Annotated in this window: 26 protein-coding genes and 1 tRNA gene; 16 read left to right on the top strand and 11 right to left on the bottom strand. The window is 70.6% G+C overall.

The window, feature by feature from the left end; all coding sequences use genetic code 11:
• Positions 1-184: 184 nt before the first annotated feature.
• Complete coding sequence (locus LCC91_RS02260; RefSeq protein WP_143897463.1) at positions 185-1,708, bottom strand: helicase HerA-like domain-containing protein; 1,524 nt, start codon at positions 1,706-1,708, stop codon at positions 185-187.
• A gap of 121 nt (positions 1,709-1,829) precedes the next feature.
• On the opposite strand from LCC91_RS02260, the gene LCC91_RS02265 reads away from it, so the two are divergent.
• The 8 genes from LCC91_RS02265 to rng are packed head-to-tail and all read left to right on the top strand — an operon-like array spanning position 1,830 to position 8,680.
• On the top strand, positions 1,830-2,555 hold the full coding sequence (locus LCC91_RS02265; protein ID WP_143897462.1) for a YebC/PmpR family DNA-binding transcriptional regulator: 726 nt from the start codon (positions 1,830-1,832) through the stop codon (positions 2,553-2,555).
• Between the two features lie 8 nt (positions 2,556-2,563).
• Entirely contained in the window at positions 2,564-3,853 is a 1,290-nt protein-coding gene (gene purD, locus LCC91_RS02270; RefSeq protein ID WP_043701558.1) for a phosphoribosylamine--glycine ligase, read from the top strand.
• 39 nt (positions 3,854-3,892) lie between these two features.
• Positions 3,893-4,813, top strand: a complete 921-nt coding sequence (gene hemF / locus LCC91_RS02275; RefSeq protein ID WP_043701431.1) for an oxygen-dependent coproporphyrinogen oxidase — start codon at positions 3,893-3,895, stop codon at positions 4,811-4,813.
• Positions 4,813-5,472 (top strand): nicotinate (nicotinamide) nucleotide adenylyltransferase, encoded by a 660-nt coding sequence (gene nadD / locus LCC91_RS02280; protein WP_143897461.1) that lies wholly within the window; start codon positions 4,813-4,815, stop codon positions 5,470-5,472. Before hemF ends, nadD begins: the two co-directional genes overlap by 1 nt.
• Complete coding sequence (rsfS, locus tag LCC91_RS13905; protein WP_052231612.1) at positions 5,469-6,086, top strand: ribosome silencing factor; 618 nt, start codon at positions 5,469-5,471, stop codon at positions 6,084-6,086. The genes nadD and rsfS overlap by 4 nt, the downstream gene beginning before the upstream one ends.
• On the top strand, positions 6,083-6,553 hold the full coding sequence (rlmH, locus tag LCC91_RS02290; RefSeq protein ID WP_043701433.1) for a 23S rRNA (pseudouridine(1915)-N(3))-methyltransferase RlmH: 471 nt from the start codon (positions 6,083-6,085) through the stop codon (positions 6,551-6,553). Before rsfS ends, rlmH begins: the two co-directional genes overlap by 4 nt.
• On the top strand, positions 6,550-7,185 hold the full coding sequence (locus tag LCC91_RS02295; protein ID WP_052231613.1) for a Maf family protein: 636 nt from the start codon (positions 6,550-6,552) through the stop codon (positions 7,183-7,185). The genes rlmH and LCC91_RS02295 overlap by 4 nt, the downstream gene beginning before the upstream one ends.
• Before the next feature lie 13 nt (positions 7,186-7,198).
• Positions 7,199-8,680 carry a ribonuclease G gene (gene rng / locus LCC91_RS02300; protein WP_043701436.1) on the top strand — a complete coding sequence of 494 codons (1,482 nt, stop codon included), beginning with the start codon at positions 7,199-7,201 and terminating at the stop codon, positions 8,678-8,680.
• A 139-nt stretch (positions 8,681-8,819) separates the two neighbouring features.
• On the opposite strand, the gene msbA is transcribed toward rng, so the two are convergent.
• Positions 8,820-10,673 carry a lipid A export permease/ATP-binding protein MsbA gene (msbA, locus tag LCC91_RS02305; RefSeq protein ID WP_156137257.1) on the bottom strand — a complete coding sequence of 618 codons (1,854 nt, stop codon included), beginning with the start codon at positions 10,671-10,673 and terminating at the stop codon, positions 8,820-8,822.
• Between the two features lie 128 nt (positions 10,674-10,801).
• Between msbA and tolB the strand changes: the two genes are divergently transcribed.
• From tolB to LCC91_RS02335, 6 genes are all read left to right on the top strand, one after another.
• The gene (gene tolB / locus LCC91_RS02310; RefSeq protein WP_082007603.1) at positions 10,802-12,157 is read left to right on the top strand and encodes a Tol-Pal system beta propeller repeat protein TolB; all 1,356 of its coding nucleotides are present in this window, start codon (positions 10,802-10,804) and stop codon (positions 12,155-12,157) included.
• A gap of 56 nt (positions 12,158-12,213) precedes the next feature.
• Positions 12,214-12,798 (top strand): peptidoglycan-associated lipoprotein Pal, encoded by a 585-nt coding sequence (pal, locus tag LCC91_RS02315; RefSeq protein WP_143898075.1) that lies wholly within the window; start codon positions 12,214-12,216, stop codon positions 12,796-12,798.
• Positions 12,798-13,613, top strand: coding sequence for a tol-pal system protein YbgF (gene ybgF / locus LCC91_RS02320; protein ID WP_043701438.1), 816 nt, complete (start codon positions 12,798-12,800; stop codon positions 13,611-13,613). Before pal ends, ybgF begins: the two co-directional genes overlap by 1 nt.
• 90 nt (positions 13,614-13,703) lie before the next feature.
• Positions 13,704-14,819, top strand: a complete 1,116-nt coding sequence (locus LCC91_RS02325; protein WP_043701441.1) for a YeeE/YedE family protein — start codon at positions 13,704-13,706, stop codon at positions 14,817-14,819.
• The gene (locus tag LCC91_RS02330; RefSeq protein ID WP_043701443.1) at positions 14,812-15,633 is read left to right on the top strand and encodes a tRNA threonylcarbamoyladenosine dehydratase; all 822 of its coding nucleotides are present in this window, start codon (positions 14,812-14,814) and stop codon (positions 15,631-15,633) included. Before LCC91_RS02325 ends, LCC91_RS02330 begins: the two co-directional genes overlap by 8 nt.
• Positions 15,634-15,740: 107 nt before the next feature.
• A tRNA-Lys gene (locus LCC91_RS02335) sits at positions 15,741-15,816 on the top strand.
• Between the two features lie 175 nt (positions 15,817-15,991).
• Here LCC91_RS02335 and LCC91_RS13875 read toward each other — a convergent pair.
• The 5 genes from LCC91_RS13875 to rpsU all read right to left on the bottom strand — a co-directional run bounded on the left by LCC91_RS13875 (position 15,992) and on the right by rpsU (position 18,700).
• The gene (locus tag LCC91_RS13875) at positions 15,992-16,153 is read right to left on the bottom strand and encodes a hypothetical protein (protein WP_313904196.1); all 162 of its coding nucleotides are present in this window, start codon (positions 16,151-16,153) and stop codon (positions 15,992-15,994) included.
• Positions 16,153-16,953, bottom strand: coding sequence for an MBL fold metallo-hydrolase (locus LCC91_RS02340; RefSeq protein ID WP_313904195.1), 801 nt, complete (start codon positions 16,951-16,953; stop codon positions 16,153-16,155). The genes LCC91_RS13875 and LCC91_RS02340 overlap by 1 nt, the downstream gene beginning before the upstream one ends.
• 125 nt (positions 16,954-17,078) lie before the next feature.
• Positions 17,079-17,894: a glutamate racemase gene (gene murI, locus LCC91_RS02345; protein WP_043701446.1), complete on the bottom strand. Its 816-nt coding sequence runs from the start codon at positions 17,892-17,894 to the stop codon at positions 17,079-17,081.
• A 25-nt stretch (positions 17,895-17,919) separates the two neighbouring features.
• Entirely contained in the window at positions 17,920-18,381 is a 462-nt protein-coding gene (locus LCC91_RS02350; RefSeq protein ID WP_043701448.1) for a GatB/YqeY domain-containing protein, read from the bottom strand.
• Positions 18,382-18,487: 106 nt separating this feature from the next.
• Positions 18,488-18,700 carry a 30S ribosomal protein S21 gene (gene rpsU, locus LCC91_RS02355; protein ID WP_043701451.1) on the bottom strand — a complete coding sequence of 71 codons (213 nt, stop codon included), beginning with the start codon at positions 18,698-18,700 and terminating at the stop codon, positions 18,488-18,490.
• A gap of 202 nt (positions 18,701-18,902) precedes the next feature.
• On the opposite strand from rpsU, the gene pap reads away from it, so the two are divergent.
• Positions 18,903-20,402: a polyphosphate:AMP phosphotransferase gene (pap, locus tag LCC91_RS02360; protein WP_043701454.1), complete on the top strand. Its 1,500-nt coding sequence runs from the start codon at positions 18,903-18,905 to the stop codon at positions 20,400-20,402.
• Between the two features lie 120 nt (positions 20,403-20,522).
• On the opposite strand, the gene LCC91_RS02365 is transcribed toward pap, so the two are convergent.
• The 3 genes from LCC91_RS02365 to LCC91_RS02375 are packed head-to-tail and all read right to left on the bottom strand — an operon-like array spanning position 20,523 to position 23,038.
• Positions 20,523-20,867, bottom strand: a complete 345-nt coding sequence (locus LCC91_RS02365) for a YkgJ family cysteine cluster protein (RefSeq protein ID WP_043701457.1) — start codon at positions 20,865-20,867, stop codon at positions 20,523-20,525.
• Between the two features lie 21 nt (positions 20,868-20,888).
• Positions 20,889-21,836, bottom strand: a complete 948-nt coding sequence (argF, locus tag LCC91_RS02370) for an ornithine carbamoyltransferase (RefSeq protein WP_058616202.1) — start codon at positions 21,834-21,836, stop codon at positions 20,889-20,891.
• The gene (locus LCC91_RS02375; RefSeq protein ID WP_058616201.1) at positions 21,833-23,038 is read right to left on the bottom strand and encodes an aspartate aminotransferase family protein; all 1,206 of its coding nucleotides are present in this window, start codon (positions 23,036-23,038) and stop codon (positions 21,833-21,835) included. The genes argF and LCC91_RS02375 overlap by 4 nt, the downstream gene beginning before the upstream one ends.
• Before the next feature lie 202 nt (positions 23,039-23,240).
• On the opposite strand from LCC91_RS02375, the gene LCC91_RS02380 reads away from it, so the two are divergent.
• Positions 23,241-23,585 carry a DUF3579 domain-containing protein gene (locus LCC91_RS02380; protein ID WP_043701467.1) on the top strand — a complete coding sequence of 115 codons (345 nt, stop codon included), beginning with the start codon at positions 23,241-23,243 and terminating at the stop codon, positions 23,583-23,585.
• Between the two features lie 266 nt (positions 23,586-23,851).
• On the opposite strand, the gene rpsT is transcribed toward LCC91_RS02380, so the two are convergent.
• Complete coding sequence (rpsT, locus tag LCC91_RS02385) at positions 23,852-24,145, bottom strand: 30S ribosomal protein S20 (RefSeq protein ID WP_043701471.1); 294 nt, start codon at positions 24,143-24,145, stop codon at positions 23,852-23,854.
• Between the last annotated feature and the right edge of the window lie 82 nt (positions 24,146-24,227).

The following is a 24,227-nucleotide window of genomic DNA, read 5'->3' on the forward strand; positions in this document are numbered from 1 at the left end:
GCGCCGATGACACCGATGCGCGTGCCACCAGCCAATTCCAAAAACGAGGGCGAGGATCCACCCGACGATCCCCAGCCATATGGTCATCGAATGCGACTCCTTGAACGACGGGTACCGATCCCCAGTGTATCGGATGTTCGTCGGGTATCTCTCTCGCGTTTACCCGCGCTGTGGCGCGTGCGCGTCACCGGCGTCGTCCGGAGCCGCCCACGAATCCGCCGAGCAGCCCGCGCACCAGCTGCCGCCCAAGTTGCGCCCCCACCTGGCGTACGGCGGTCTTGACGACGGTCTGCACGAGACCGTCGTGCTGGCCGCCGCGCGGCCCGGTGCGGCCGAACAAGACCTCGCCGACCATCGCGCCCAGCCCGCCGCCGCCCCCGGCTGCCGTTCCGCCCCCGGTCGCGGGGGCCGGGCCGGTCGCCGTGCCGCTGCCCGCGTGACTCGCGCGCAGGCGTTCGTAGGCGCTTTCGCGGTCCACCGCCTGCTCGTACACCCCCGCGACCAGCGAGCCGCGCAGCAGCGCCAGCCGCTCTTCGGGCGTGACCGGCCCGAGCCGGCTGCCCGGGGGCAACACCCACACGCGCTCGGTCTCGGTGGGTCGGCCTTTGGCGTCGAGCAGGCTCACCAACGCCTCGCCGACCGCCAGTTCGGTGATCGCCGCCTCCAGGTCCAGCCCGGGCTTGGGGCGCATCGTCTGCGCCGCGGCCTTGACGGCTTTCTGGTCACGCGGGGTGAACGCGCGCAGCGCGTGCTGCACGCGGTTGCCGAGTTGCCCGAGCACGCTGTCCGGGATGTCCAGCGGGTTTTGCGTGACGAAGTACACGCCGACCCCTTTGGAGCGAATCAGCCGCACGACGAGCTCGATGCGCTCCAGCAGTACCTTCGGTGCGTCGGCAAACAGCAGGTGTGCCTCGTCGAAAAAGAAGACCAGCTTGGGCTTGTCGACGTCGCCGACCTCGGGCAGCGCTTCGAACAGCTCCGACAGCAGCCACAGCAAAAACGTGCCGTACAGCCGCGGCGCGTTCATGAGCTTGTCCGCGGCCAGGATGTTGACCACGCCACGGCCATCGACGGTCTGCATCAGGTCGGCGATGTCGAGCATCGGCTCGCCGAAGAAGCGGTCGGCCCCTTGTTGCTCGAGGGCCAGCAGCCCGCGCTGGATGGCGCCGATGCTGGCGGCGCTGACGTTGCCGTACTGTGTCGTGTACTGGCGCGCGTTGTCGCCCACGTGCTGCAGCATCGCGCGCAGGTCCTTCAGGTCCAGCAACAGCAGGCCCTGGTCGTCGGCGATCTTGAACACGAGATTCAGCACCCCCGATTGCGTCTCGTTGAGGTCCAGCATGCGCGCGAGCAGCAGCGGCCCCATGTCGGAGATCGTGGCGCGCACCGGGTGCCCCTGTTCGCCGAACACGTCCCACAGCGTCACGGGGCAGGCGGTCGGCTCCGGCGGCGTCAGGCCCCGCTGCGCGAGCACCTGCGCCAGCTTGCCTTCGATGCGGCCGGGCTGGGCGATGCCGGTCAGGTCGCCCTTGACATCGGCCATGAATACCGGTACCCCGTGGCGCGAAAAGCCCTCGGCCAGGGTTTGCAACGTGACGGTCTTGCCGGTGCCGGTGGCACCGGTGACGAGGCCGTGGCGGTTCGCCTTGTCCAGCAGCAGGTGGCATTCGACGGCGTCGCGGCGGGCGAGCAGGATGGAGGCGGACATGGTGCGTTTGGTGTCGGTGGAGGGACGAATGGACGGTGCGGCACGGCGGGCCGCGTAGAATCATGGGTTACCCCGACGGGCAGCCCATCCCGATTATCGCGACGGATTCGACGAGGTTTGCATGGCAGGACATTCCAAGTGGGCCAATATCCAACACCGCAAGGCCCGGCAGGATGAAAAGCGCCAGCGTATCTGGACGCGCGTGGTGCGCGAGATCATGATCGCCGCCCGGCAGGGCGGGGGCGATCCAGCGGCCAACCCGCGCCTGCGCCTGGCGATCGAGAAGGCCAAGGCGGCCAACATGCCCGCCGACACCATCAAGCGTAACATCGACAAGGCGACCGGCAACCTCGAGGGCGTCAGCTACGAGGAGGTACGCTACGAGGGTTATGGCATCGGCGGTGCCGCGGTCATCGTCGACTGCATGACCGACAACCGCGTGCGCACCGTGGCCGAGGTGCGGCATGCCTTTTCCAAGCACGGCGGCAACCTCGGCACCGAAGGCTCGGTGGCGTTCCAGTTCCAGCACTGCGGCCAGATCGTCTTCGAGCCCGGCACGTCCGAGGACAAGGTGATGGAAGTGGCGCTGGAGGCCGGGGCCGACGACGTCGTCACGCAGGAGGACGGCTCGATCGAGGTGCTGACCGCGCCGGCGCAGTTCGAGGCGGTGCGCGACGCGCTGCAGGCCGCGGGCCTGACGCCCGCGATGGCCGAGGTCACGTGGCGGCCGACCAACACGGTGACCCTCACCGGCGAGGATGCGCAGCGCATGCAAAAGCTCCTGGACGCCCTGGAAGACCTGGACGACGTACAGGACGTTTTCCACAACGCGGAACTGGCGGAATGAACGAACCGATACGGGTGCTGGTCGTCGGCGGCGGTGGCCGCGAGCACGCGCTGGCCTGGAAGCTCAAGCAATCCCCGCGTGCCGCGCGGGTGTACGTCGCCCCGGGCAACGGAGGCACGGCGCGTGACCCGGACCTCGAGAACGTCCCGATCACCGACGTGGTGGCGCTGCGCGACTGGGCGCTGGCCCATGGCATCGGCCTGACCGTCGTCGGCCCCGAAGCCCCGCTGGCGGCGGGCATCGTCGACGTCTTCCGCGCCGCGGGGCTGCGCATCTTCGGACCCACACGCGCGGCCGCGCAGCTCGAGAGCTCCAAGGCCTTCGCCAAGGCCTTCATGCAGCGCCACGGCATCCCGACCGCCGCGCACGAGACGTTCGCCGATCCTGCGGCGGCGCACGCGTACGTCGATCGCGTCGGCGCGCCCATCGTCGTCAAGGCCGACGGCCTCGCCGCGGGCAAGGGCGTGGTCGTCGCGATGACCGCGGCCGAAGCGCACGCCGCGATCGACGACATGCTGGTGGACAACCGGCTGGGCGTGCAGCACAACGCCGATGGTGCCCGGGTCGTGATCGAGTCGTACCTGGAGGGTGAGGAGGCCAGCTTCATCGTGCTCGTGGACGGCGAGAACGTGCTGCCGCTGGCCACGAGCCAAGACCACAAACGGCTGCTCGACGGCGACGCCGGCCCCAACACCGGTGGCATGGGCGCGTACTCGCCCGCGCCGGTGGTCACGCCCGCGGTGCACGCGCGCGTGATGCGCGAGATCATCGAGCCGACCGTGCGCGCGATGGCGGCCGAGGGCACGCCGTACACCGGGTTTCTGTACGCCGGGCTGATGATCGCGCCGGACGGCACGCCGCGCACGCTGGAGTTCAACTGCCGCATGGGCGACCCGGAGACGCAGCCGATCCTGATGCGGCTGCGCTCGGACCTGGTCGAGGTGCTGTGGGCCGCGACCGAGGGACGACTCGACACCGTCACGCTCGACTGGGACCCGCGGGTTGCGCTGGGCGTCGTGCTGGCGGCGGCGGGGTACCCGCAGTCACCGCGCAAGGGCGACGCGATCACGGCGCTGCCCGCGGACACGGCGGACGCGGTCGTCTTCCACGCCGGCACGGCGCTGCAGGACGGCCGGCTGCTCACCAACGGCGGGCGCGTGCTGTGCGCCACGGCGCTCGGCACCGACGTGGCCGCCGCGCGCGAGCGGGCGTATGCGCTGGTGCAGGCGACCGCCTTCGACGGTATGCAGTACCGCCGCGACATCGGCCACCGGGCGCTGGCGCGGCACGGCGGCTGACCCGTGGGGGTGCCGCCCCCACACCCGAGGAGCATAGCGATGGCGACCGAGCCCGTGACGCGCATGCGTGAATACCTGCTGGGCCTGCAGCAGCGCATCACCAGCGCCATTTCCGAGATCGACGGCAAGTCGTTCCTGTCCGACGCTTGGGAAAAAGCCCCGGGCGAGCCGTTGCAGGGCAACGGCGTGACGCAGATCCTCGAGGGTGGCGAGGTGTTCGAGCGCGCCGGCTGCGGCTTCTCGCACGTCAGCGGCGCCAAGCTGCCGCCGTCGGCGACGCAGCACCGGCCGGAACTCACCGGGGCCCCGTTCGAGGCGCTGGGGGTATCGCTGGTGTTTCACCCGCGCAACCCGTACGTGCCGACGGTGCACATGAACGTGCGCATGATCAGCGCCCAGCCGCCGGGCGGCGGCGAGCCGGTGAGCTGGTTTGGCGGCGGTATGGACCTGACGCCGTACTACGGCTTCGAGGAGGACGCGCGGCATTTCCACCGCACCTGCGCGCAGGCGCTCGCGCCGTTCGGCGAGGACAAGTACCCCCGCTTCAAGGCGTGGTGTGACGAGTATTTCTGCCTGCGCCACCGGGGTGAGCAGCGCGGCATCGGCGGTATTTTTTACGACGACTTCTCGGAGCTGGGCTTCGAGGGCGGCTTTGCGCTGACGCGCGCGGTGGGGGATGCGTTCTTGCACGCCTACCTGCCGATCGTGCAGCGGCGCGTCGGCACGCCCTATGGCGAGCGCGAGCGCCAGTTCCAGCTCTACCGCCGCGGGCGCTACGTCGAGTTCAACCTGGTGTGGGACCGGGGCACGCACTTCGGTCTGCAGTCGGGGGGGCGCACCGAGTCGATCCTGTTGTCGATGCCGCCGCTGGTGCGCTGGGCGTACGATGAGCGCCCGGCCCCCGGCACGCCCGAGCACCGCCTGCTGACCGAGTTCCTGGTGCCCCGGGACTGGCTGTGATGCCGGACCGCTCCGGCCCGGTCGGGCGACGCGTCGGCGTCTTTGGCGGGGCGTTCGACCCGCCCCACGTGGCGCACCGGGCGCTCGCCGAGGTGGCGCTGCGCCAGCTCGCGCTCGACGAGCTGCGCATCGTCCCCACCGGGCAGGCGTGGCACAAGGCGCGCGCGCTCACCGACGCCGACCAACGGGTGGCGATGTGCCGGCTCGCCTTCGCGGACCTGCCGGGCGTGCGGGTGGACACGCGGGAGATCGAGCGTGCCGGGCCCAGCTACACGGTCGATACGCTTACCGCGCTGCGCGCCGAGCAGTCGGGGGCGGCGCAGTTCCTGGTCGTGGGGGCGGACCAGTGGCTCGCCTTTCGCACCTGGCACCGCTGGGCGGAGATCCTGCGCCTGGCGACCGTCGCGGTGGCCAATCGCCCGCTGGAGGACGGCGGCGGTGCGTTGCCGGACTTGGGCCGTGTTGGCCTGCCCCACGTGGTCCTGGCGGTGCCGCCACTGGCGGTCAGTGCCACCGCCGTGCGTGAGCGCTGGTGGGACCCCGTGGCCGGGCCGGCCGTACGGGCACTGGTGTCCCCCGCCGTCGCGCGGTATATTTCCGAACACCGGCTCTACGCCTCCGCGGCGGGGCCGGCGACTCCACACCCCGAACATCCATGAGCGAAACCGCTGCACAACGCCAACTGCAACGACTCCAGCGCGCCATCGTCGATGGTCTGGAAGACGTCAAAGCCCAGGACATCCAGGTCTTCAACACCGCCGCGATGACGCCGCTGTTCGAGCGGGTGGTGATCGCCAGCGGCACCTCCAACCGCCAGACCAAGGCGCTGGCCGCCAGCGTGCGCGACAAGGTGGTCGAGGCCGGCTTTGCCAAGCCGCGCACCGAAGGCGAGGACAACGGCGAGTGGATCATCATCGACTGCGGCACGGCCGTCGTGCACGTGATGCAGCCCGCCATCCGCCAGTACTACCGGCTGGAGGAGATCTGGGGCGGCAAGCCGGTGCGGCTGCGCAAGGCCCCGGCGCCGGCCGCGGCCCGGCCGTCCGACCCGGTGGGTCCGGGTGAGACCGCACCGCGTGGCACGACCAGGCGCGCCACGTCGACGCCGAGGGCCGCATCCCCGGTAGCCGACACCGCCCCATCGGCGAAAAAACCGGCGACAACACGGACGCGCCGCGCGTCCCCCAAAGCCTCCGCAACGGATGGGGCGGGGGCGACGTCGGCGCCCAAGCCACGAACACGGCGCCAGCGTAAGGCTCGCGGCGACGCATGAAGTGGCACCTGCTGGCCGTCGGCCAGCGCCTGCCGGACTGGGCCGAAGCCGCGTACGAGGACTACGCCAAACGCTTTCCGCCCGAGGCGCGCGTACACCTGCGCACCGTCAAGGCCGAACCCCGCTCCAGCGGCAAGCCCGTCGAGGCACTGATGGCCGCCGAGCGGCAGCGGCTGGAGGCGGCGCTGCCCAAAGGCGCGCGCCTCGTCGTGCTCGATGAGCGCGGCGACCGCTGCACCACCGCGGCGCTGGCGCAGCGGCTGCGCCAGTGGCAGCTCGACGGCATCGACGTCGCCTTCGTCATCGGCGGCCCCGACGGGCTCGACCCCGCGCTGCGCGACGCGGCGCACTGGCGGCTGCGCCTGTCGGACATGACGCTGCCGCACGCGCTGGCGCGCGTGCTGCTGATCGAGCAGCTCTACCGCGCCTGGTCCCTCAACACCGGTCATCCCTATCACCGCGAATGAGTCCGCTGCCCGAACTGCCCACCGACGATCGGCCGTGGGTGTACCTCGCGTCGCAAAGCCCGCGCCGCCGCCAGCTGCTCGAGCAATGGGGCGTGACCTGTGTGCCACTGCTGCCGGACCCCGACGAGGATGCCGAGGCGCTGGAAGTGCACCAGCCCGGTGAGTCGCCCGCCGCCTATGTGCGGCGGGTGACACGGCTGAAAGTGCGCGCGGCCGAGGCGCGTCGTCGGCGCCGCGGCTGGCCCGATGGCGTGGTGCTGTGTGCCGACACCACGGTGGCCGATGGCGCGACGATCCTGGGCAAGCCCGCCGACGCCGCGGAGGCGACCCGGATGCTGCAGCGCCTCGCCGGCCGACGCCATCAGGTGCTCACCGCGGTCGCGGTGGCGCGTGCCGGGCGGACGTGGCTGGCGCTGAGCCGCACGCAGGTGACGTTCAAACCCTTGGGCGACGACGAGATCGCCGCGTATGTGGCCAGCGGCGAGCCGTTCGGCAAGGCCGGCGCCTATGGCATCCAGGGGCACGCCGGGCTGTGGGTGCGGCGGCTGTGTGGCAGCTACACCGGTGTCGTCGGCTTGCCCGCTTACGAGACGGCCGAGCTGTTGCGGCGCGCTGGGTTGGCGTTGCGCTAAGCTGTGTGGTGCCATGGCGCAGCACGACATACTGATCAACTGGACCCCACAGGAAACCCGCGTCGCCCTCATCGAGCAGGCGGCGGTGCAGGAGGTGCTGATCGAGCGCTCGCTCGAGCGCGGGCTGGTCGGCAACATCTACGTCGGTCGCGTGCAGCGGGTGCTGCCGGGGATGCAGTCGGCCTTCATCGACATCGGGCTGGAGCGCACGGCGTTCCTGCATGTGGCCGACATGCTGCCGCACCTCAACGCGCGCCACGCCCCACCCGGCGCAGGTGAGGCACCCGAGCCGCCCCCGCCGATCGAGCGCCAGGTCTTCGAAGGACAGTCGCTGCTGGTGCAGGTGCTCAAGGACCCGATTGGCAGCAAGGGCGCGCGGCTGACCGCGCAGATCAGCATCGCCGGGCGGCTGCTCGTCTTTTTGCCGCAGGACAACCACATCGGCGTGTCGCAAAAAATCCCGGCGGCGCAGCGCGATGCGTTGCGCCAGCGCCTGGCTGCCCTCGTGGGCGAGGGTGGCGGGGGCTTCATTTTGCGCACCAACGCCGAGGACGCCAGCGACGAGGAGCTGGCCGACGACATCGCGTACCTGCGCAAGACCTGGGCGCGCATCCGCGAGCAGGCCAACCGCGTCGCGCCCCCGGCGCTGGTGTACGAGGAGCTGGCGCTGCCGCAGCGGGTGCTGCGCGACCTGGTCGGGCCGCAGACGCGTTCGATCCAGATCGACTCGCGCGAGCAGTTCGCGGTGTTGCAGGCGTTTGCGCAGGAGTACACGCCGCAGGTGGCCGAGCGGCTGACGCTGTACCGGGGCGAGCGGCCGCTCTTTGAGCAGTACCGCGTGGACGAGGAGATCGACCGGGCGCTCGGCCGGCGCGTGGACCTCAAGTCCGGCGGCTATCTGGTGTTCGATCAGACCGAGGCGCTCACCACGATCGACGTCAACACCGGGGCGTTCGTTGGCGCGCGCAATTTCGACGATACGGTGTTTCGCACCAATTTGGAGGCGGCGCAGGCGATCGCGCGGCAGCTGCGGCTGCGCAACCTCGGCGGCATCATCATCATCGATTTCATCGACATGGTGCGCGACGACCACCGCGAGGCGGTGCTCGCCGAGCTGCGCAAGCAGCTCGCGCGCGACCGGGTCAAGACGATGATCGGGGGCTTCTCGCCGCTGGGACTGGTGGAGATGACGCGCAAGCGCACGCGCGAGTCGCTGGCGCAGATGTTGACGGAGCCGTGCCCGGCGTGCGACGGGCGCGGGCGCGTGCGCACCACGCGCACGGTCTGCTACGACATCCTGCGCGAGATCCTGCGCGAGGCGCGGGCGTTCAACCCGCGGGAATTTCGCATCATCGCCGCGCCGCAGGTGATCGAGCGCTTTCTCGACGAGGAGAGTCCGCACCTCGCGGGCCTGTCGGACTTCATCGGCAAACCGATCTCGCTGCAAAGCGACAACGCGATGACGCAGGAGCAGTACGACATCGTGCTGCTGTGACCGGGTGTGATCCGCCCACCCCGTGGCGTGGGCCGGGGTAACCACGCCAACACCTGCACGCCCAGGCGCGAGGGACTTGGGGCCGCGTGAGCCGGTCGGGAACCTCCGCGTCCAGATAGAAGGGGCGTTCCGAGTGGCGTCAGGCTGCCGCGGCGTTATCGGTACCGTCACCGTCACCGTCGCCGGGGCCCTCGCCGTCGTCCAGCCAGCCGCCGCGCCCGTGCGCGTGCAGCCGCGCGTACACGCCGCCGGCGGCCAGCAATTCGGCGTGCCGGCCCTGTTCGACGACGCGGCCCGCTTCCAGCACGACGATGCGATCGGCGTGCTCGATGGTCGAGAGCCGGTGCGCGATGACCAGCGTCGTGCGTCCGGCCATCAGGCGCGCCAGCGCCTCCTGCACCAGCCGTTCGGAGGCGTTGTCGAGCGCCGACGTCGCCTCGTCGAGAATCAACACCGGCGCGTCCTTGTAGACCGCGCGCGCGATCGCGAGCCGCTGGCGTTGCCCGCCCGAGAGCTGCGCCGCGTTGTGGCCGACCACCGTGTGCAGCCCCTCGGGCAGCGTCGGCCACCAGTCACCGAGGTTGGCCGCTTCCAGCGCCGCGCGCACGCGCGCCTCGTCGGGTTGCTCGTCGCCCAGCGCGACGTTGGCGAGCACCGTGTCGTTGAGCATCACCACGTCCTGGCTCACCATCGCCAGCTGGCGCCGCAGCGCGCGCAGGTCCCAGTCGCGCACGTCCACCCCGTCGAGCGCGACCGTGCCGGCGCTGGGCGTGACGAACCGCGGCAGCAGGCTCACGAGCGTTGTTTTGCCGGAGCCCGAGGTGCCGACGAAGGCAACCACCTCGCCCGGCTCCACCGTCAGCGTCACCCCGCGCAGCGCGGGCGCCGCCTGTGCGTCGTAGTGCACCCACACGTCGCGCCACGCGATGTGCCCGCGCGCGCGCCCGCCGTCGTGGGCGCCGCCCGCCTGCACCGGCGTGGTGTCGATCAGGTCCAGCCCGCGTTCCAGCGCCGCCAGCCCGCGCGTGATCGGGGTGGCAATGTCGGCCAGTTGCCGGATCGGCGTGATCAGCATCAGCATCGCCGTGACGAAGCCGACGAAGCTGCCCACCGAGACGCCACCGGCGGCCTGGTGCAGCGCGATCATGATCACCGCCGACAGCGCCGCCGCGGCCAGGATCTGCGACAGCGGCGTCATCAGCGCCGCGGCCACCGTGCTCTTGAGCGCGAGCCCCCGCAGCGTGGTACTGAGCTTCGCAAAGCGCTGCGCCTGCTGCGCCTGCGCGTCGTGCAGCCGCAGCAGCCGGTGGGCGAGGACGTTTTCCTCCACGACGTAGGCCAGCTCGTCGGTCGCGTGCTGGCTGCGCCGTGTCACGCCATAGAGGCGCCGCGACAGCGCCTTCATGCCCCATGAGAGCGGCGGAAACATCGCCAGCACCACCAGCGTGAGCTGCCAGTTGAGCCACAGGAGGTATGCCAGCAGCGCAACGATCGTCAGCACCGTGCGCACGCCGGTCAGCAACGCCCCGACGAGCTGGCCGGCGCCGTTTTGCACCTCGTACACGACCGTGTTGGACAGGCGGCTCGCGTTTTGTTCGGCGAAGAGCCGCAGGTCCGCCTCGCCCAGCCGCGCAAACATCGCGCGACGCAGCGCCAGCATGCCGCCGTTGGCCGTGTAGGCCAACCCATAGTGGGCGATGAAGGTCGCCATGCCGCGCAGCGCGAACAGCCCGATCAGCGCCACCGGCACCGTCCACAGCGGCAGCCCCCCGCCGAGGAACCCCTCGTCGAGCAGCAGTTTGAGCAGCGCCGGAATCGCCGGTTCGGTCAGCGCCGCGAGCAGCGCCCCCAACGCCGCAATCACGAGGCCCGCGCGCGCCGGCCGGAAGTAGGGCCACAGGCGGCGCAGCCGCGCAGCCAGCGCCCGGTCATCGCGCCGGTGGCCGTCGGCGCCAGAGGGGGCAGCGGGGGCGGGCGGGGTGGTGGCGGACAAGGCGGTGGCAGGGCAGGGGAACTTTGGCGGCGCGGCCCGTGTCGGGAAGGGCACGCGCTTCCGGTATTATCCGCTGCCCTGGGTGCGTCCGTTGACGCCCCCGTGCGTAGCTTTTTGCTCCGATGCCGATGGACGATCATCACCTTCCCTCATCTCCCACTTCGCGTGACGCGCAGCCGGGCTGGCAGGATGTGCGGCACGGCTGGGGTGTCAGCCGCCGCCGCTGGCTCCAGGGTGCGGGCGGCCTGGCGCTGGCGGGCGTCGCCGTGCCGGGGATGGCCCAGTTTCGGGTCGAGGTGACGGGCGTCGGGGTGCCGCAGATCCCGTTCGCGGTCGCGCCGTGGCGGGTCGTGCCCGGGGTACCGCAGGACGTCGCGGCGATCGTCGCCGCCGACCTCGTGCGCAGCGGCCAGTTGCGCCAGCTGCCGGGCGGCTCGGCGGTGCTCGACGAGATGAGCCGCCCGGACCTCGCGCCGTGGCGGGCGCAGGGGGCCGACGCGCTGATCACCGGCAGCGTCAACCGGCTCGCCGACGGGCGTTTTGACGTGCGCTTTCGCCTCTGGGACGCGGTACGCGGCATAGACCTCGGCGGGCAGAGCTACCCGGTCAGTGTGGCCGATCTGCGCCTGGCCGCGCACCGCATCGCCGACTACGTCTACGAAAAACTCACCGGCGAGCGCGGGGTGTTCGCCACCCGCATCGCCTACGTCAGCAAGAACGGCGACCGCTACCAGCTCTGGGTGGCCGACGCCGACGGGGAAAACGCCCAGCCGGCGCTGACCAGCCGCGAGCCGATCATCTCGCCGGCGTGGTCACCCAACGGCGCGCAGCTGGCGTATGTCTCGTTCGAATCGCTCAAGCCCGTCATCTATGCGCACGACATCGCCACGGGCCGGCGACGGCTGCTGGCGAGCTTTCGTGGCTCCAACAGCGCGCCGGCGTGGTCGCCGGACGGCAAGCGCCTGTACGCCACACTGACGTTGGCCGGCAGCTCGCAGATCTACGCGCTGGACCTCGACGGGGGCGCGCCGCAGCGCATCACGCAGACGGGCGGCATCGACACCGAACCCGCCTTCGCCCCGGACGGCAAGGCCGTGTATTTCGTCAGCGACCGCGGCGGTTCGCCCCAGATCTACCGCATGCGGCCGGACGGTGGCGAGGTGACGCGCGTGACGTTCGACGGCAGTTACAACATCTCCCCCGCCGTCAGTCCCGATGGGCGGCATCTGGCCTTCGTGTCGCGCATCGGCGACGGCTTTCGGCTGCGGCTGATGGACCTCGGCACCGGCGCGGTCACGTCGCTGACGGACACCACGGCCGACGAGAGTCCGAGTTTCGCGCCCAACGGCCGCCTGATCGTGTACGCCACCCGGGTGCAGGGCCGCGAGTCGCTGATGACCACGACGCTGGACGGGCGCATCAAGACGCGGCTGTCGGCGGCCGGCAGCGTGCGCGAGCCGGACTGGGGCCCCTTCCTGAGTTGACCGCCGTGTCTCGTCGTCGACCACCGTTTCCCTTTCTTTTTCGTTGGAATCCTCCCATGACCACGCGTACGCACCCCTCTGCACATTCCCGACCCCTGCGCGTTGCCGTCACGGCCCTCGCGCTGTCCATCCTGGCCGGCTGCTCCAGCGTCAAGCTTGATGACAACGTTCCCGTCACCGAGCGCACGCCGACCCCCGTCGGGGGGGCTGGCGGGGCGGGTGGCGCAGCTGGCGCGGGCAGCGCGGCGGTGGACAGCCGCACCGTCGTGCCGGTGCAGACGCCTGCCGCCGACGCCTCGCAGCCGCCCGCCAGCGTCGATCGCGTGATTTACTTCGATTTCGATTCGTACACCGTCAAACCCGAGTTCATGGCGACGCTGGAGGCGCATGCGCGCTTCCTGAACGCCGACCGCCAGCGCCGCGTCGTGCTCGAAGGCCACACCGACGAGCGCGGCGGCCGCGAGTACAACCTGGCGCTGGGCCAGAAGCGCGCCGATGCGGTGCGCCGCGCCCTGGCGCTGCTGGGGGTGCAGGACGGGCAGATGGAGTCGGTGAGCTACGGCAAGGAAAAGCCCGCCGTGCAGGGCAGCGGTGAAGAGGCGTGGAGCCGCAACCGCCGCGTCGAACTGGTGTATCGCTGATGCGCACGCCCGCTCGCTCCCGTTATTCCCGCGTCGGCGCTGGCTGGCGCGTCGGCGCCGTGGCCGTGGCGGCGCTGTGTGCGGGCCTCGCGGCAGGCCCCGCGCACGCGCTGTTCGCCGATGACGAGGCCCGGCGTGCGATCCTGGACCTGCGCGCCCGGCTGGACGCGCAGCGACAGGCGCTGGAGGCGGCCGAGCAGCGGCTGCAGGAGCTGCTCACGGGCGGCGAGGCAGCGCGGCGAGGGGTACTCGATGTCGCCAACCAGCTCGAGGCGCTGCGGCGGGAGCTGGCCGAGCTGCGCGGGCAGCAGGAGCGCTTGGCGCGCGACGTCGCGGACGTACAGCGCCAGCAGCGCGACGCCCTCGCGGCCTTCGATGAGCGGCTGCGCGCGCTCGAGCCGCTCAAGGTGACGCTGGACGGTGCCGAGTTCAGCGCCCGCCCCGAGGAAAAAGCCGCCTTTGAGGCCGCGATGGCGGCGCTGCGCGCCTCCGACTTCGCGCGGGCGGCGCAACTCTACGGCGAGCTGCTGGCGCGTTATCCCGGCAGCGGCTACACGCCCGCGGCGCTCTACTGGCAGGGCAACGCCCACTACGCGGCGCGCAACTATCGTGCGGCGATCGAGAGCTACCAGCGCCTGCTGGATCAGCACCCCCGCCACGTGCGTGCGCCGGAGGCGATGCTCGCCATCGCCAGCTGTCAGGTCGAGCTCAAGGACATCAAGGCCGCCCGCGCCACGTGGCAGGCGCTGGTCCAGCGCTACCCGGATAGCGAAGCCGCCGCCGCGGCGCGCGAGCGCCTCGCGCGCCTGCGCTGAGCGCGAGCGCCGCATCGGGGTGCCTGCCTCTGCGGCCGGGGCGGGCGTGCGCCGCCCCGTAGAATGGCGGCTTCGTCTTCCCGTTGCACCATGGACATCGCAGCCCTGCACGCTTTGCACACCACGGTACTGTGGGCGGCGTTCGCCGTCTCGGCCGTGTTCGGATTCATCGCGCACCGCACCCACTTTTGCACGATGGGCGCGGTCAGTGACATCGTCAACATGGGCGACTGGACGCGCATGCGCATGTGGGTGATGGCGATGGGCGTGGCGATGCTGGGATTCCACGGCATGGCCGCGCTCGGGTGGATCGACCCCACGCAGACCATCTACTACAGCGGGCGGGTGATCTGGCTGTCGGCCCTGGTCGGCGGCGCGCTGTTCGGCTTCGGCATGGTGCTCGCGTCCGGCTGCGGCAGCAAGACGCTGGTGCGCATCGGCGGCGGCAGCCTCAAGAGCCTGGTCGTATTTTTCGTGATGGGCTTTGCGGCTTATGCGACGCTGCGCGGCATCACCGCGGTCCTGCGCGACCGCACGGTCGACCGCGTGGCCGTCGAGATGCAACCGGGCAGCCCCGTGTCGACATGGCTGGGGGCAGCGCTCGGGTGGGAGCCGGCCACTGCGGCGCTCGTCGTCGGGGGCGGGATCGGGGTGCTGCTGATCCTTTGGGCCGCGCTGGGGGAGGGAGTTCGGCGCTCCGTGGATGCGTGGCTGGCCGGCATCGGGATCGGTGCCACGGTCGTCGCGATGTGGTGGGTCACGGGGCGGCTGGGCTTCGTGCCCGAGCATCCGGAGACGCTGGAGCCGGTCTTCCTCGCCACCAACAGCGGTCGCATGGAATCTCTCACGTTCACCGCGCCGATGGCGTACGCGCTCGACTGGCTGATTTACTACAGCGACGCCAACAAGGTGATGACCCTGGGGGTCGCCTCGGTCGCGGGGGTCGTCGCCGGGGCGTTCGTCCACGCCGTCTGGAGCCGCACCTTCCGCTGGGAAGGGTTCGCGGGTACGCGCGATACGGCGCTGCACCTCGTTGGCGCGCTTTGCATGGGCGTCGGGGGCGTGACCGCGATGGGGTGCACGGTCGGACAGGGGCTGTCTGGCGTCTCGACGCTGAGCGTGACCAGCCTGATCGCGCTCGCGGCCATCATCGCCGGGGCGTGGCTGGGGTTCCGCTTCCAGCTCTGGCTGCTCGAACGTGAGTGAGGGGACGGCCGGCACAGGATGGCCGGCGGACGCGCCGGACTTCGAGCGGCGCTTCGGCGGGCTGCGGCGCCTGTATGGCCCCATGGGCGCGCAGCGCGTGTTCGACGCGCACGTGCTCGTCGTCGGCATCGGCGGCGTCGGGTCGTGGGCGGCGGAGGCGCTGGCGCGCAGCGGGGTCGGACGGCTGACGCTGATCGACCTCGATCACATCGCCGAGTCCAATACCAATCGCCAGATCCACGCGCTCGACGGCACGTTTGGCCAGGCCAAGGTCGAGGCGATGCGCGCGCGCATCGGCGCGATCCACCCGGGTTGCCGGGTCTGCGCGATCGACGCCTTCGTCACCGCGGACGACTGGCCGCACCTGTGGCAGCAGGCGCAGGCGTATCAGGGCGCCGACGGGCCGCTGGCCGTCATCGACGCCTGCGACCAGATGGCCGCGAAAACAGCCTTGGCGGCGTGGGCCCGCCGCAGCGGGGTGTTGTTCATCACCGCCGGTGCGGCGGGCGGCAAGCGCCGCGGGGACCGGGTGGAGATCTCGGATATCGCCGACGCGACGCACGACCCGCTCCTTGCGCAGCTGCGCCAGCGGCTGCGCAAGCACCACGGCGCACCGCGACAGGGCCGCATCGGCGTGACGGCGGTGTTCAGCCGGGAGCCGGTCGCGCCGCCCGATCCCGCGTGCGCGTTGGACGGCGCACCCGACGGTTCGCTCAACTGCCACGGCTACGGTTCCAGCGTGGCCGTCACCGCGACCTTCGGCTTGTGCGCGGCGGGCTGGGTCATGGACGCGATCGCGGCAGGCCGCGGTTGACGGGGCGCGGTGGATGTCGCGTCATCCCGGCAACGCGGGGGGGCGCGGTTTTCCTGTTACAATCACAGCTTTCGCGCCAGTCGATGTCAACGGCAGCGTACTGGCAAGGGTCGTTAGCTCAGTCGGTAGAGCAGCGGACTTTTAATCCGTTGGTCGCAGGTTCGAATCCTGCACGACCCACCAGCAAAAACAACAACTTAGCCCGCCTCGAGCGGGTTTTGTTTTTGGCCGTTCGCGCTCATGTCGGCACTGTGTCGGCAGTTTTCGCAAGCACACACGCCGGTGCCGCTGGCTCGAATCTCCCTGCGTGCAACAAACCCGCCGCTATGCGGGCTTTTCCGCCTTCCGGTGCGCCCCATCACGCGAGCGGTTGGAACCGATAACCGCTGCCAGCCGCCTCGATCGTGCCGAAGGCGGGGAAGGGGAAGTGGAAGCCCCCGGCCATCAGCTTGTCGCGGATGATCTGGTCGTAGATGCGGCGGCGGGTCTGGCGGGCCATCTCGGCGTCCATGTCGAACATCACTGACCATTCCGGGTTGCGCACGAACAGCGCCGGGATGTTGGACGTGTCGGCCACGTACATGAAGCCTTGCCCTTCCGAGCGCAGGGTGAAGACGCACATGCCCGGTGTGTGGCCAAAGGCCGCTTCCGCGCGGATGCCCGGGGCGAGTTCCGCGCCGGGCTGGAACGGCACGAGCCGGTCGGGCCCGAGGCCACCGAACACACGGCGAACGGTCTGGAAAGCGCCCTGCATCGCCTGCGGTGCGCCAGCCGCGCGCGTGTCGTCCAGCCAGAACGCCGCTCGGGCGCCGGCACGTGGATCTTCGCGCGCGGGAAGGTCAGGCCGCCGTCCTTGAGCCGCACGCCGTTGATGTGGTCGCCGTGGAAGTGGCTGATCACGACGTGGTCGATGTCCTCGGGCTTGAAGCCCGCGGCGGCCAGGTTGTCGCGCAGCCGCCCGGTGGTGGGCGGGCCGTTGTCGGCAAACCCCGTGTCGAACAGGAAGCGACCGGCCGGCGTCACCGCGAGGAAGGCCGTGAACGGGATGTCCACGTACTCGGTCGGCAGGTTCTGCGACGCGAGCATCGCCTTGACCTGCTCCAGCGGGGCGTTGCGCACGAATTCCTCGCCCAGCGGGCGTCGCAGCGCGCCATCGTTGAGCGCGATGATTTCAAATGCCCCCACCTTGACGCGGCGAAACCCGGGGGTGGGCAGTGTGGGGGTGCCGAAGTTGGGGGTGCCCTGCTGCGACCACGCCGAGCCCAACGCGAGGGCGCCAGCGGCGGCGATGCCGGCACCGAGAAACCGTCTCCTGTCCATGTTTCCGATCTCCTGATCAGCGCTTGCCCCAACCGTGGGGATGGTGCTGCAGCGTACGCGACGGCGGCGGCAGGCACGCCACGGTGACCTGGAAACCCCGCTGCGCGCAGGGACAAAACCCATCCTCAGCGGGGGTGATCGGGAAGCGGCCGCGCGTGCACGGGCCGGCCCCACAGGCGCGTCATGACGGCGCCGACCGACGCCGGGTCGCCGCTGGTCCAGAACGTGACGTCGCCGGACGGCGCAGGGTCGCTGGCGGGCGCGCGGCCCAGGCGGCGCGCCAGCTCGCGCGCCACCGCCGGGGCCGGATCGAGCACGGCCACCGCGGGGCCGGCGACGCGCTCGATCACCGGGCGCAGGAATGGGTAGTGCGTGCAGCCGAGCACGAGCACGTCCGCCCCCGCCGCCAGCAGCGGGCGCACCCGTTCGGCCACGGCCGCTTCGGTCTCGGGGCCGTCGAGCTCACCGCGCTCGACGCGCTCGACCCAGCCAGGGCACGCCTGCGGCAGCACGTGCACGCCGCCGGCGTGGGTGGCGATCAGCCGGGCCAGCCCCGGGCTGGCGACGGTGTTGCGCGTGGCCAGCACGCCGACGACGCCGGTGCGCGTCAGGGCGGCGGCGGGCTTGACCGCCGGCTCGATGGCGACGATCGGCCAGTCGGGATGGCGCTCGCGCAGGGCCTGGATCGACAGTCCGGTGACCGTGTTGCACGCGACGACCGCGGCCTTGCAACCCGCGTGGCGAAAGAGTTCGAGAATATGCTCGGCGCGCGCCTGCACCACGTCGGGCGGCTTGTCGCCGTACGGGGCATACCCCGAATCGGCGGCGTAGATGAGTCGCTCGTGGGGCAGCGCGCGCTGCACTTCGCGCAGCACCGACAGCCCGCCCACCCCGGAGTCGAACACCCCGATCGGGGCGTCGGGCTCCGCGGGTGCGGCCATGCCCATGGAGCGCGCGTCCGCCGCGTCAGCCGGCCAGCGCCACCTTGACGGCGGCGGAGACCTGCGCCATGTCGGCCTGTCCGGCCAGCTCGGCCTTGGCCAGGGCCATGACCTTGCCCATGTCGGCGGGCGTTGGGGCGCGGCCCAGATCGGCGGCGACGCGCGCCACGATGCCCTGCACGGCGGCGGTGATCGCCGCGGCGTCCAGGCGCGCCGGCAGGTAGGCTTCCAGTACCTGCGCCTCGGCGCGTTCCTTGTCCACCAGGTCGGTGCGGCCGGCCTGTTCGTAGGCGGCGATCGAATCGCGGCGCTGTTTGAGCAGCTTGTCCACCACGGCGATGACGCCCGCATCGTCGAGCGTGACGCGCTCGTCGACCTCTTTTTGCTTGATCGCCGCCAGCAGCAGGCGGATCGCGCCCAGGCGCGCGCTGTCCTTGGCGCGCATGGCGGCCTTCATGTCATCGGTGATGCGGTCTTTGAGGGTCATCGGGCGCCTCTGGGGTACAGACGGAAAAACGACGAAGCCCGCCGGAGCGTCCTCGGGCGGGCTCGAAGGGGGGCGAGGGGCCCGCCGCAGCGGCCTCGCGTGGCGCTCAGTACAGGCGCGGCGGCAGCTGCTGCGAGCGCACGCGCTTGAGGTGGCGCTTGATCGCGGCAGCCTTCTTGCGCTTGCGCTCGGCGGTGGGCTTTTCGTAGAACTCGCGCGCGCGCAGCTCATTGAGCAGGCCGAGCTTTTCGATCGTGCGCTTGAAGCGGCGCAGGGCGACGTCGAACGGTTCGTTGTCTTTAACGCGAATGGTGGTCATTGGCCAATGGTTTCCGATGTGCGCCAGGGACCGCACGCGGGGAAGATCAGACCCAACGCCGGACGGCCTGGCAGGGTTTCCCCGTCTTCAAGGTGATCACGGCCGACGGGGCTTTGCCAGCAAAGACCGCCATTATAGCCATTTCCGCGTGTGGGGTTTTGTGTCATCATCGGCCCGGGTCCGCTACCGGAGGAAGGGCGCTATGTTCGAGTCCGCGCAAATCGGCCACCGCATCGACCGCGCCACGTACAAGGCCGAGGTGCCGGCGCTGCGCGCCGCGCTGCTGGACGCGCAGTACGAGCTGCTGCGCCGCGCCGATCGCGCGGTGGTGATCCTCATCAATGGGGTCGACGGTGCCGGGCGCAGCGAGACCGTCAACACGCTGCACGCGTGGATGGACCCGCGCCACATCCGCACCGAGGCGTTCGGCGCGATGACGGACGAAGACCGCCGTTGGCCGGAGATGTGGCGCTTCTGGCAGGTGCTGCCGCCCAAGGGCCGCATCGGCATCCTCTTCGGATCGTGGTACACGGACCCCATCCTCGCCCGTGTCGAGGGGCGCGACAGCCACGGGCATTTCGTGCAGCGCCTGGAGCGCATCCGGCAGTTCGAGCGCATGCTGGTGGCCGAGGGGGTGGTGCTGGTGAAGTTCTGGTTTCACCTGTCCAAGGCGGCGGCCAAGGCGCGCCTCAAGGCACTGGCCAGCGACCCGCGCACCGCGTGGCGCATCGGGCCGCAGCAGCGCAAACAACTCAAGCGCTACGACGACTTCATCGAGGCGAGCGACGAGGCCTTGCGCAAGACCAGCCTGGGCGAGGCGCCGTGGACCGTCATCGAAGGCAGCGACGAGTGTTACCGCCACCTGACCGCCGGGCGGCGCCTGCTGTCGGCGCTGCGTCACGCGGCGCCGCCCGCGCCGCCAGTGTCCCCGGTGCCGTCCAGCGTGATCGAGACGGCGGGCAGCGAGGTGACGCTGCTGCGCTCGCTCGATTACGGCCGGCGCCTGACGCGCGACCGCTACGAGCGGCTGCTGGAGCGCTGGCAGGGCCGCCTCAACGCGCTCAGCCGCGATCCCCGGCTGCGCGACCGCTCGGTCGTGGTGGTGTTCGAGGGCATGGACGCTGCCGGCAAGGGCAGCACGATCCGGCGCCTGACCCCCGCGTGGGACGCGCGCTTCTACCGCGTGGTGCCGGTGGCCGCCCCCAACGAAAACGAGCGCGCCCAGCCGTACCTGTGGCGTTTCTGGCGCTACATCCCGCCGCACGGGCGCGCGGTCATTTTCGACCGCTCGTGGTACGGGCGCGTGCTGGTCGAGCGGGTGGAGGGGTTCTGCTCGCAGGCCGACTGGATGCGCGCCTACGGCGAGATCAACGCCTACGAGGAAGAGCTGACCGAGGCAGGGGTGATCATCGTCAAGTTCTGGCTCGCCATCACGCCACAGGAGCAGCTGCGGCGCTTTCGCGAGCGCGAGACGACGCCGCACAAGCAGTTCAAGATCACGCCGGAAGACTGGCGCAACCGCGAAAAGTGGCCGCAGTACGAACGCGCGGTGCAGGACATGGTGGACCGCACCTCGACGCGTGTGGCGCCGTGGCACCTGATCGCCTCGGACGACAAGCTGTGGTCGCGCGTCGCGGTGCTGCGCACGCTGGCGCGCGAGATCGAGCGCGCCCTGGACACGCCGCGCCGGCCGCGCGATTGAGGGGTCGGCCCTCTTGGGGGGCGGGCGGTGGCGCGCGCTCTGCCCTTCCCAGCCCCGACGTTGCCGTGGGGTGCGGCGCGAGGTCCAGCACGGCCCGGGGAGGGGTGCCGTTGGCCCAGCTCACCGCCCCGTGGCGACGGTGGCCGGTGCCCCGTCATCGGCCGTGAGCGGCGGCAGGCCGTGGCGCGCGCGGGCGCGCTGGCAGGCGTCGCTGCCCGCCTCGAACTCGCGGCACGGCGAGGGTCGCCACTCGTAGATACCGCAGGCGACGCGCTCGCCGACGGTGCCGGTCAGCGCCGCGCAGCGCGGCGGCCAGTGGTCGGTGCCGCGCATGCGCACGGTGGCGCCGGCGACCTCGACCACGAGGCCGTCGGGCACCGTGCCGCCGCTGCCGACGGTTTCATAGATGGAGAAGTCCACGCGGAAATGGGCGCAGCAAGCGCCGCAGCGCTGGCAGACGTTCATACCGGCAGGGGAGGGGAGCGATCAGGCCACGCGACCCAGCAGCAGGTACTCCATCAGGGCTTTTTGCACGTGCATGCGGTTTTCCGCCTCGTCCCAGACGACGGACTGCGGGCCGTCGATGACCTCGGCGGCGACCTCCTCGCCGCGGTGGGCGGGCAGGCAGTGCATGAACAGCGCCTGCGGCTTGGCCACGGCCATCATCGCCGGTGTGACGCACCAGGCGGCGAAGGCTTTTTTGCGCGCCTCGTTTTCCGCCTCGTACCCCATGCTGGTCCAGACGTCGGTCGTGACGAGATCGGCCCCGCGGCAGGCCTCCATCGGGTCGTCGAACACCCGCCAGAAGTCCCCGCGCGGCACCCCGGCGACGGCGGGGTCGACCTCGTAGCCACGCGGCGTGCTGATGTGCACGCGAAAGCCCAGGATCTGCGCCGCCTGCAGCCACGTGTTGGCCATGTTGTTGCCGTCGCCGACCCACGCCACCGTGATGCCGCGCAGCGCCTGCGGGTCGAGCGTACCGTCGGCGCGGCGGCCTCGGTACTCGAGAAAGGTGAACAGGTCCGCCAGGATCTGGCAGGGGTGGAACTCGTTGGTCAGGCCGTTGATGACCGGCACGCGCGAGTGCGCCGCAAAGCGCTCGATCTTGCTCTGCTCGAAGGTGCGGATCATCACCAGGTCCACCATGCGGCTGATGACGCGCGCGGTGTCCTCGATCGGCTCGCTGCGGCCGAGCTGGCTGTCGCCGGTGGTCAGGTGCACGACCGAGCCGCCCATCTGGTACATGCCGGCCTCGAAGCTGACGCGTGTGCGTGTGCTGGCTTTCTCGAAGATCATCGCCAGCGTGCGGTCCGGGTCGGCAAAGGGCTGGTATTTCTCGACCGCCTTGAACTTGCGCTTGATGAAGTCGGCCCGCTCGAACAGGTAGGCGTACTCGTCGGCGGTCAGGTCCTTGAATTGCAGGTAATGTTTCATGCGTCGGTCTCGTTCAGGAAGGCGCGCACTTGCGGCACCAGCTTGGCGACGATCTCGTCGGCCTCGGCGCGCGTCAGGATCAGCGGCGGCACGAGGCGGATGACGCGCTCGGCCGTCACCGACAGCAGCAGCCCGGCTTGCGCGCAGCGGTTGACCAGGACGCCGCACGGGCGGTCCAGCTCGATGCCGATCATCAGGCCCTTGCCGCGCACCTCGCGCACGCCAGGCAGCCCGTGCAGCTCGGCCCACAGCTGCGTGTGCAGGTAGGTGCCGACGGTGGCCGCGTTGTCGAGCAGCCCCTCGTCTTCCATGATGCGGATGGTCTCCAGCCCCGCGCGCATCGCGAGCGGGTTGCCGCCGAAGGTGGTGCCGTGGTTGCCGGGCTGGAAGATCGACGCCGCGCGCGGGCCGGCCACCACCGCCCCCACCGGCACGCCCGAGCCCAGGCCCTTGGCCAGCGGCATCACGTCGGGTTTGACGCCCGCCCACTGGTGCGCGAACCACTTGCCGGTGCGGCCCATGCCGCACTGCACCTCGTCGATCATCAGCAGCCAGTCGTGTTCGTCGCACAGCGCGCGCACGCCGGCGATGTACTCGGGCGACAGGGGATTGACGCCGCCTTCGCCCTGGATGGCTTCGAAGAATACGGCCACCACGTCGGGGTTGCCGACGGTGGCGGCGCGCAGCGCGTCGAGGTCGTTGATCGGCACGCGAATGAACCCCTCGACCAGCGGCTCGAAGCCGGCCTGGACCTTCGGATTTCCGGTGGCCGACAGCGTCGCCAGCGATCGCCCGTGGAAGGCCTTTTCGTAGACGACGATCTGCGGCCGCGCGATGCCCTTGTCGTGACCGAACTTGCGCGCGAGCTTGATCGCCGCCTCGTTGGCCTCTAGTCCGCTGGAGCAGAAAAACACCTTCTCGAGGCCCGAGCGTTCGCACAGCGCGGCGGCCAGCGGTTCGGTCCAGGGGTGGTGGTAGTAGTTGCTGACATGGATCAGCTGCGCGACCTGTTCCTGCAGCGCCTTGACGAGGCGTGGGTGTGCGTGGCCCAGCGTGTTGACGGCGATGCCGGCGAGCGCATCGAGATACTCGCGGCCGTCCGCGTCCCACACGCGGCAGCCCCGACCGTGCGTGAGCATGATCGGCACGCGGCCGTAAGTGGTCATCACGTGGGGCTCGGTCGGCGGGGTGGCGGCATGCATGGTCTAAACGGCCAGGAGGGTGACGGAAAAACGCGATTCTAGGGGCACGGGGTGGCGGGGCGTGCCATTGCAGGTCTTATATAAGATATAATACTCAATGGTACCCGGGCGATCCCCGGGGTGCCCGACCCGTGTTCCGTGGGTGCTCGCCCACTTCTCTATCGTCGCCGTGCCGCCCACCGGTGGCGCGGCCCTACGCGCGATGGTCACGCCCAACGCCCAGCAAGTCTTCATCCAGGGGGTCACGCGCAGTGGCCGCACGTTTCGCCCCAGTGACTGGGCCGAACGCCTGGCGGGCGTGATGAGTCCGTTTCACCCCCAGGCGGTGCAGGGGCCGGGTGGTCATCTGCGCTATTCGCCGTGGGTCATCCCCACCGTCGTCAACGGCGTCAAGTGCGTGGTCGTCGACCGCGCGCTCAAGGACTACGACGAGCGGGCGTGGGATTTCGTGATGGGCTTTGCGCGCGACAACGACCTCGTCGTCACCGAGGCGTGTCTGTTGCCGGACGGGCCGGGCGGCGCTCCGTCCTCGACGGTGCGGGGCTGAGCTGCGCGCGTTTTCGGCGTCGAAACGGGCGTCGCGGCACGCGGGCTTACGCAAAGTCGAGCCGTCGTCGGGGTTCAGGTGTCGCATCGGCTGGTCCGATCCCTGGCCGCCAATACGCGACGGCAACGGCGGATCAGAAGGCTGCAACGAAAAAGCCGCCGGGCTGGCGCACCGGCGGCTCGTGTGGGGTTTGCTGGCAGCGCACCCGTTCCAAGGCGGACGCCGCTCGACGGCGGATCGGGGGCGTCCGGGCGGTGCCTGAAGCGTCAGGCGGCAGCGGCCAGGGCCTTGACCTTGGCCGACAGGCGGCTCTTGTCGCGGGCGGCCTTGTTCTTGTGGAAAATGCCCTTGTCCGCGATCGAATCGACGATCGACTGCATCTGGGCAAAGAGCGCGGTGGCCTGGGCCTTGTCACCGGCGGCGACGGCCTTTTCCACCTTCTTGATGGCGGTGCGGTAGCGCGAACGCAGCGAGCTGTTGTGGGCGTTCAGCTTGGCGTCCTGGCGGGCGCGCTTGCGGCCCGACGCCAGACGCGGCGATTTTTTCGATTTGGTTGCCATGGGTCTGTGTTCCTGTCAACGTTGGGGGATGATGCCAGCAAAGTCGGCCATTATAAACGCCTCGCCGCTTTGCGGGTGGCAC

This window comes from Tepidimonas taiwanensis (assembly GCF_020162115.1).
Taxonomy (GTDB): Bacteria; Pseudomonadota; Gammaproteobacteria; order Burkholderiales; family Burkholderiaceae_C; genus Tepidimonas; species Tepidimonas taiwanensis.

Excerpts from the sequence above, each read along its gene's own strand:
- LCC91_RS02260 (WP_143897463.1), bottom strand. The coding sequence starts at position 1,708 with ATGTCCGCCTCCATCCTGCTCGCCCGCCGCGACGCCGTCGAATGCCAC.
- LCC91_RS02265 (WP_143897462.1), top strand. The coding sequence starts at position 1,830 with ATGGCAGGACATTCCAAGTGGGCCAATATCCAACACCGCAAGGCCCGG.
- hemF (WP_043701431.1), top strand. The coding sequence starts at position 3,893 with ATGGCGACCGAGCCCGTGACGCGCATGCGTGAATACCTGCTGGGCCTG.
- nadD (WP_143897461.1), top strand. The coding sequence starts at position 4,813 with ATGCCGGACCGCTCCGGCCCGGTCGGGCGACGCGTCGGCGTCTTTGGC.
- rsfS (WP_052231612.1), top strand. The coding sequence starts at position 5,469 with ATGAGCGAAACCGCTGCACAACGCCAACTGCAACGACTCCAGCGCGCC.
- rlmH (WP_043701433.1), top strand. The coding sequence starts at position 6,083 with ATGAAGTGGCACCTGCTGGCCGTCGGCCAGCGCCTGCCGGACTGGGCC.
- LCC91_RS02295 (WP_052231613.1), top strand. The coding sequence starts at position 6,550 with ATGAGTCCGCTGCCCGAACTGCCCACCGACGATCGGCCGTGGGTGTAC.
- rng (WP_043701436.1), top strand. The coding sequence starts at position 7,199 with ATGGCGCAGCACGACATACTGATCAACTGGACCCCACAGGAAACCCGC.
- tolB (WP_082007603.1), top strand. The coding sequence starts at position 10,802 with ATGGACGATCATCACCTTCCCTCATCTCCCACTTCGCGTGACGCGCAG.
- pal (WP_143898075.1), top strand. The coding sequence starts at position 12,214 with ATGACCACGCGTACGCACCCCTCTGCACATTCCCGACCCCTGCGCGTT.
- ybgF (WP_043701438.1), top strand. The coding sequence starts at position 12,798 with ATGCGCACGCCCGCTCGCTCCCGTTATTCCCGCGTCGGCGCTGGCTGG.
- LCC91_RS02325 (WP_043701441.1), top strand. The coding sequence starts at position 13,704 with ATGGACATCGCAGCCCTGCACGCTTTGCACACCACGGTACTGTGGGCG.
- LCC91_RS13875 (WP_313904196.1), bottom strand. The coding sequence starts at position 16,153 with ATGTTCGACATGGACGCCGAGATGGCCCGCCAGACCCGCCGCCGCATC.
- LCC91_RS02340 (WP_313904195.1), bottom strand. The coding sequence starts at position 16,953 with ATGGACAGGAGACGGTTTCTCGGTGCCGGCATCGCCGCCGCTGGCGCC.
- murI (WP_043701446.1), bottom strand. The coding sequence starts at position 17,894 with ATGGCCGCACCCGCGGAGCCCGACGCCCCGATCGGGGTGTTCGACTCC.
- LCC91_RS02350 (WP_043701448.1), bottom strand. The coding sequence starts at position 18,381 with ATGACCCTCAAAGACCGCATCACCGATGACATGAAGGCCGCCATGCGC.
- rpsU (WP_043701451.1), bottom strand. The coding sequence starts at position 18,700 with ATGACCACCATTCGCGTTAAAGACAACGAACCGTTCGACGTCGCCCTG.
- pap (WP_043701454.1), top strand. The coding sequence starts at position 18,903 with ATGTTCGAGTCCGCGCAAATCGGCCACCGCATCGACCGCGCCACGTAC.
- LCC91_RS02365 (WP_043701457.1), bottom strand. The coding sequence starts at position 20,867 with ATGAACGTCTGCCAGCGCTGCGGCGCTTGCTGCGCCCATTTCCGCGTG.
- argF (WP_058616202.1), bottom strand. The coding sequence starts at position 21,836 with ATGAAACATTACCTGCAATTCAAGGACCTGACCGCCGACGAGTACGCC.
- LCC91_RS02375 (WP_058616201.1), bottom strand. The coding sequence starts at position 23,038 with ATGCATGCCGCCACCCCGCCGACCGAGCCCCACGTGATGACCACTTAC.
- LCC91_RS02380 (WP_043701467.1), top strand. The coding sequence starts at position 23,241 with ATGGTCACGCCCAACGCCCAGCAAGTCTTCATCCAGGGGGTCACGCGC.
- rpsT (WP_043701471.1), bottom strand. The coding sequence starts at position 24,145 with ATGGCAACCAAATCGAAAAAATCGCCGCGTCTGGCGTCGGGCCGCAAG.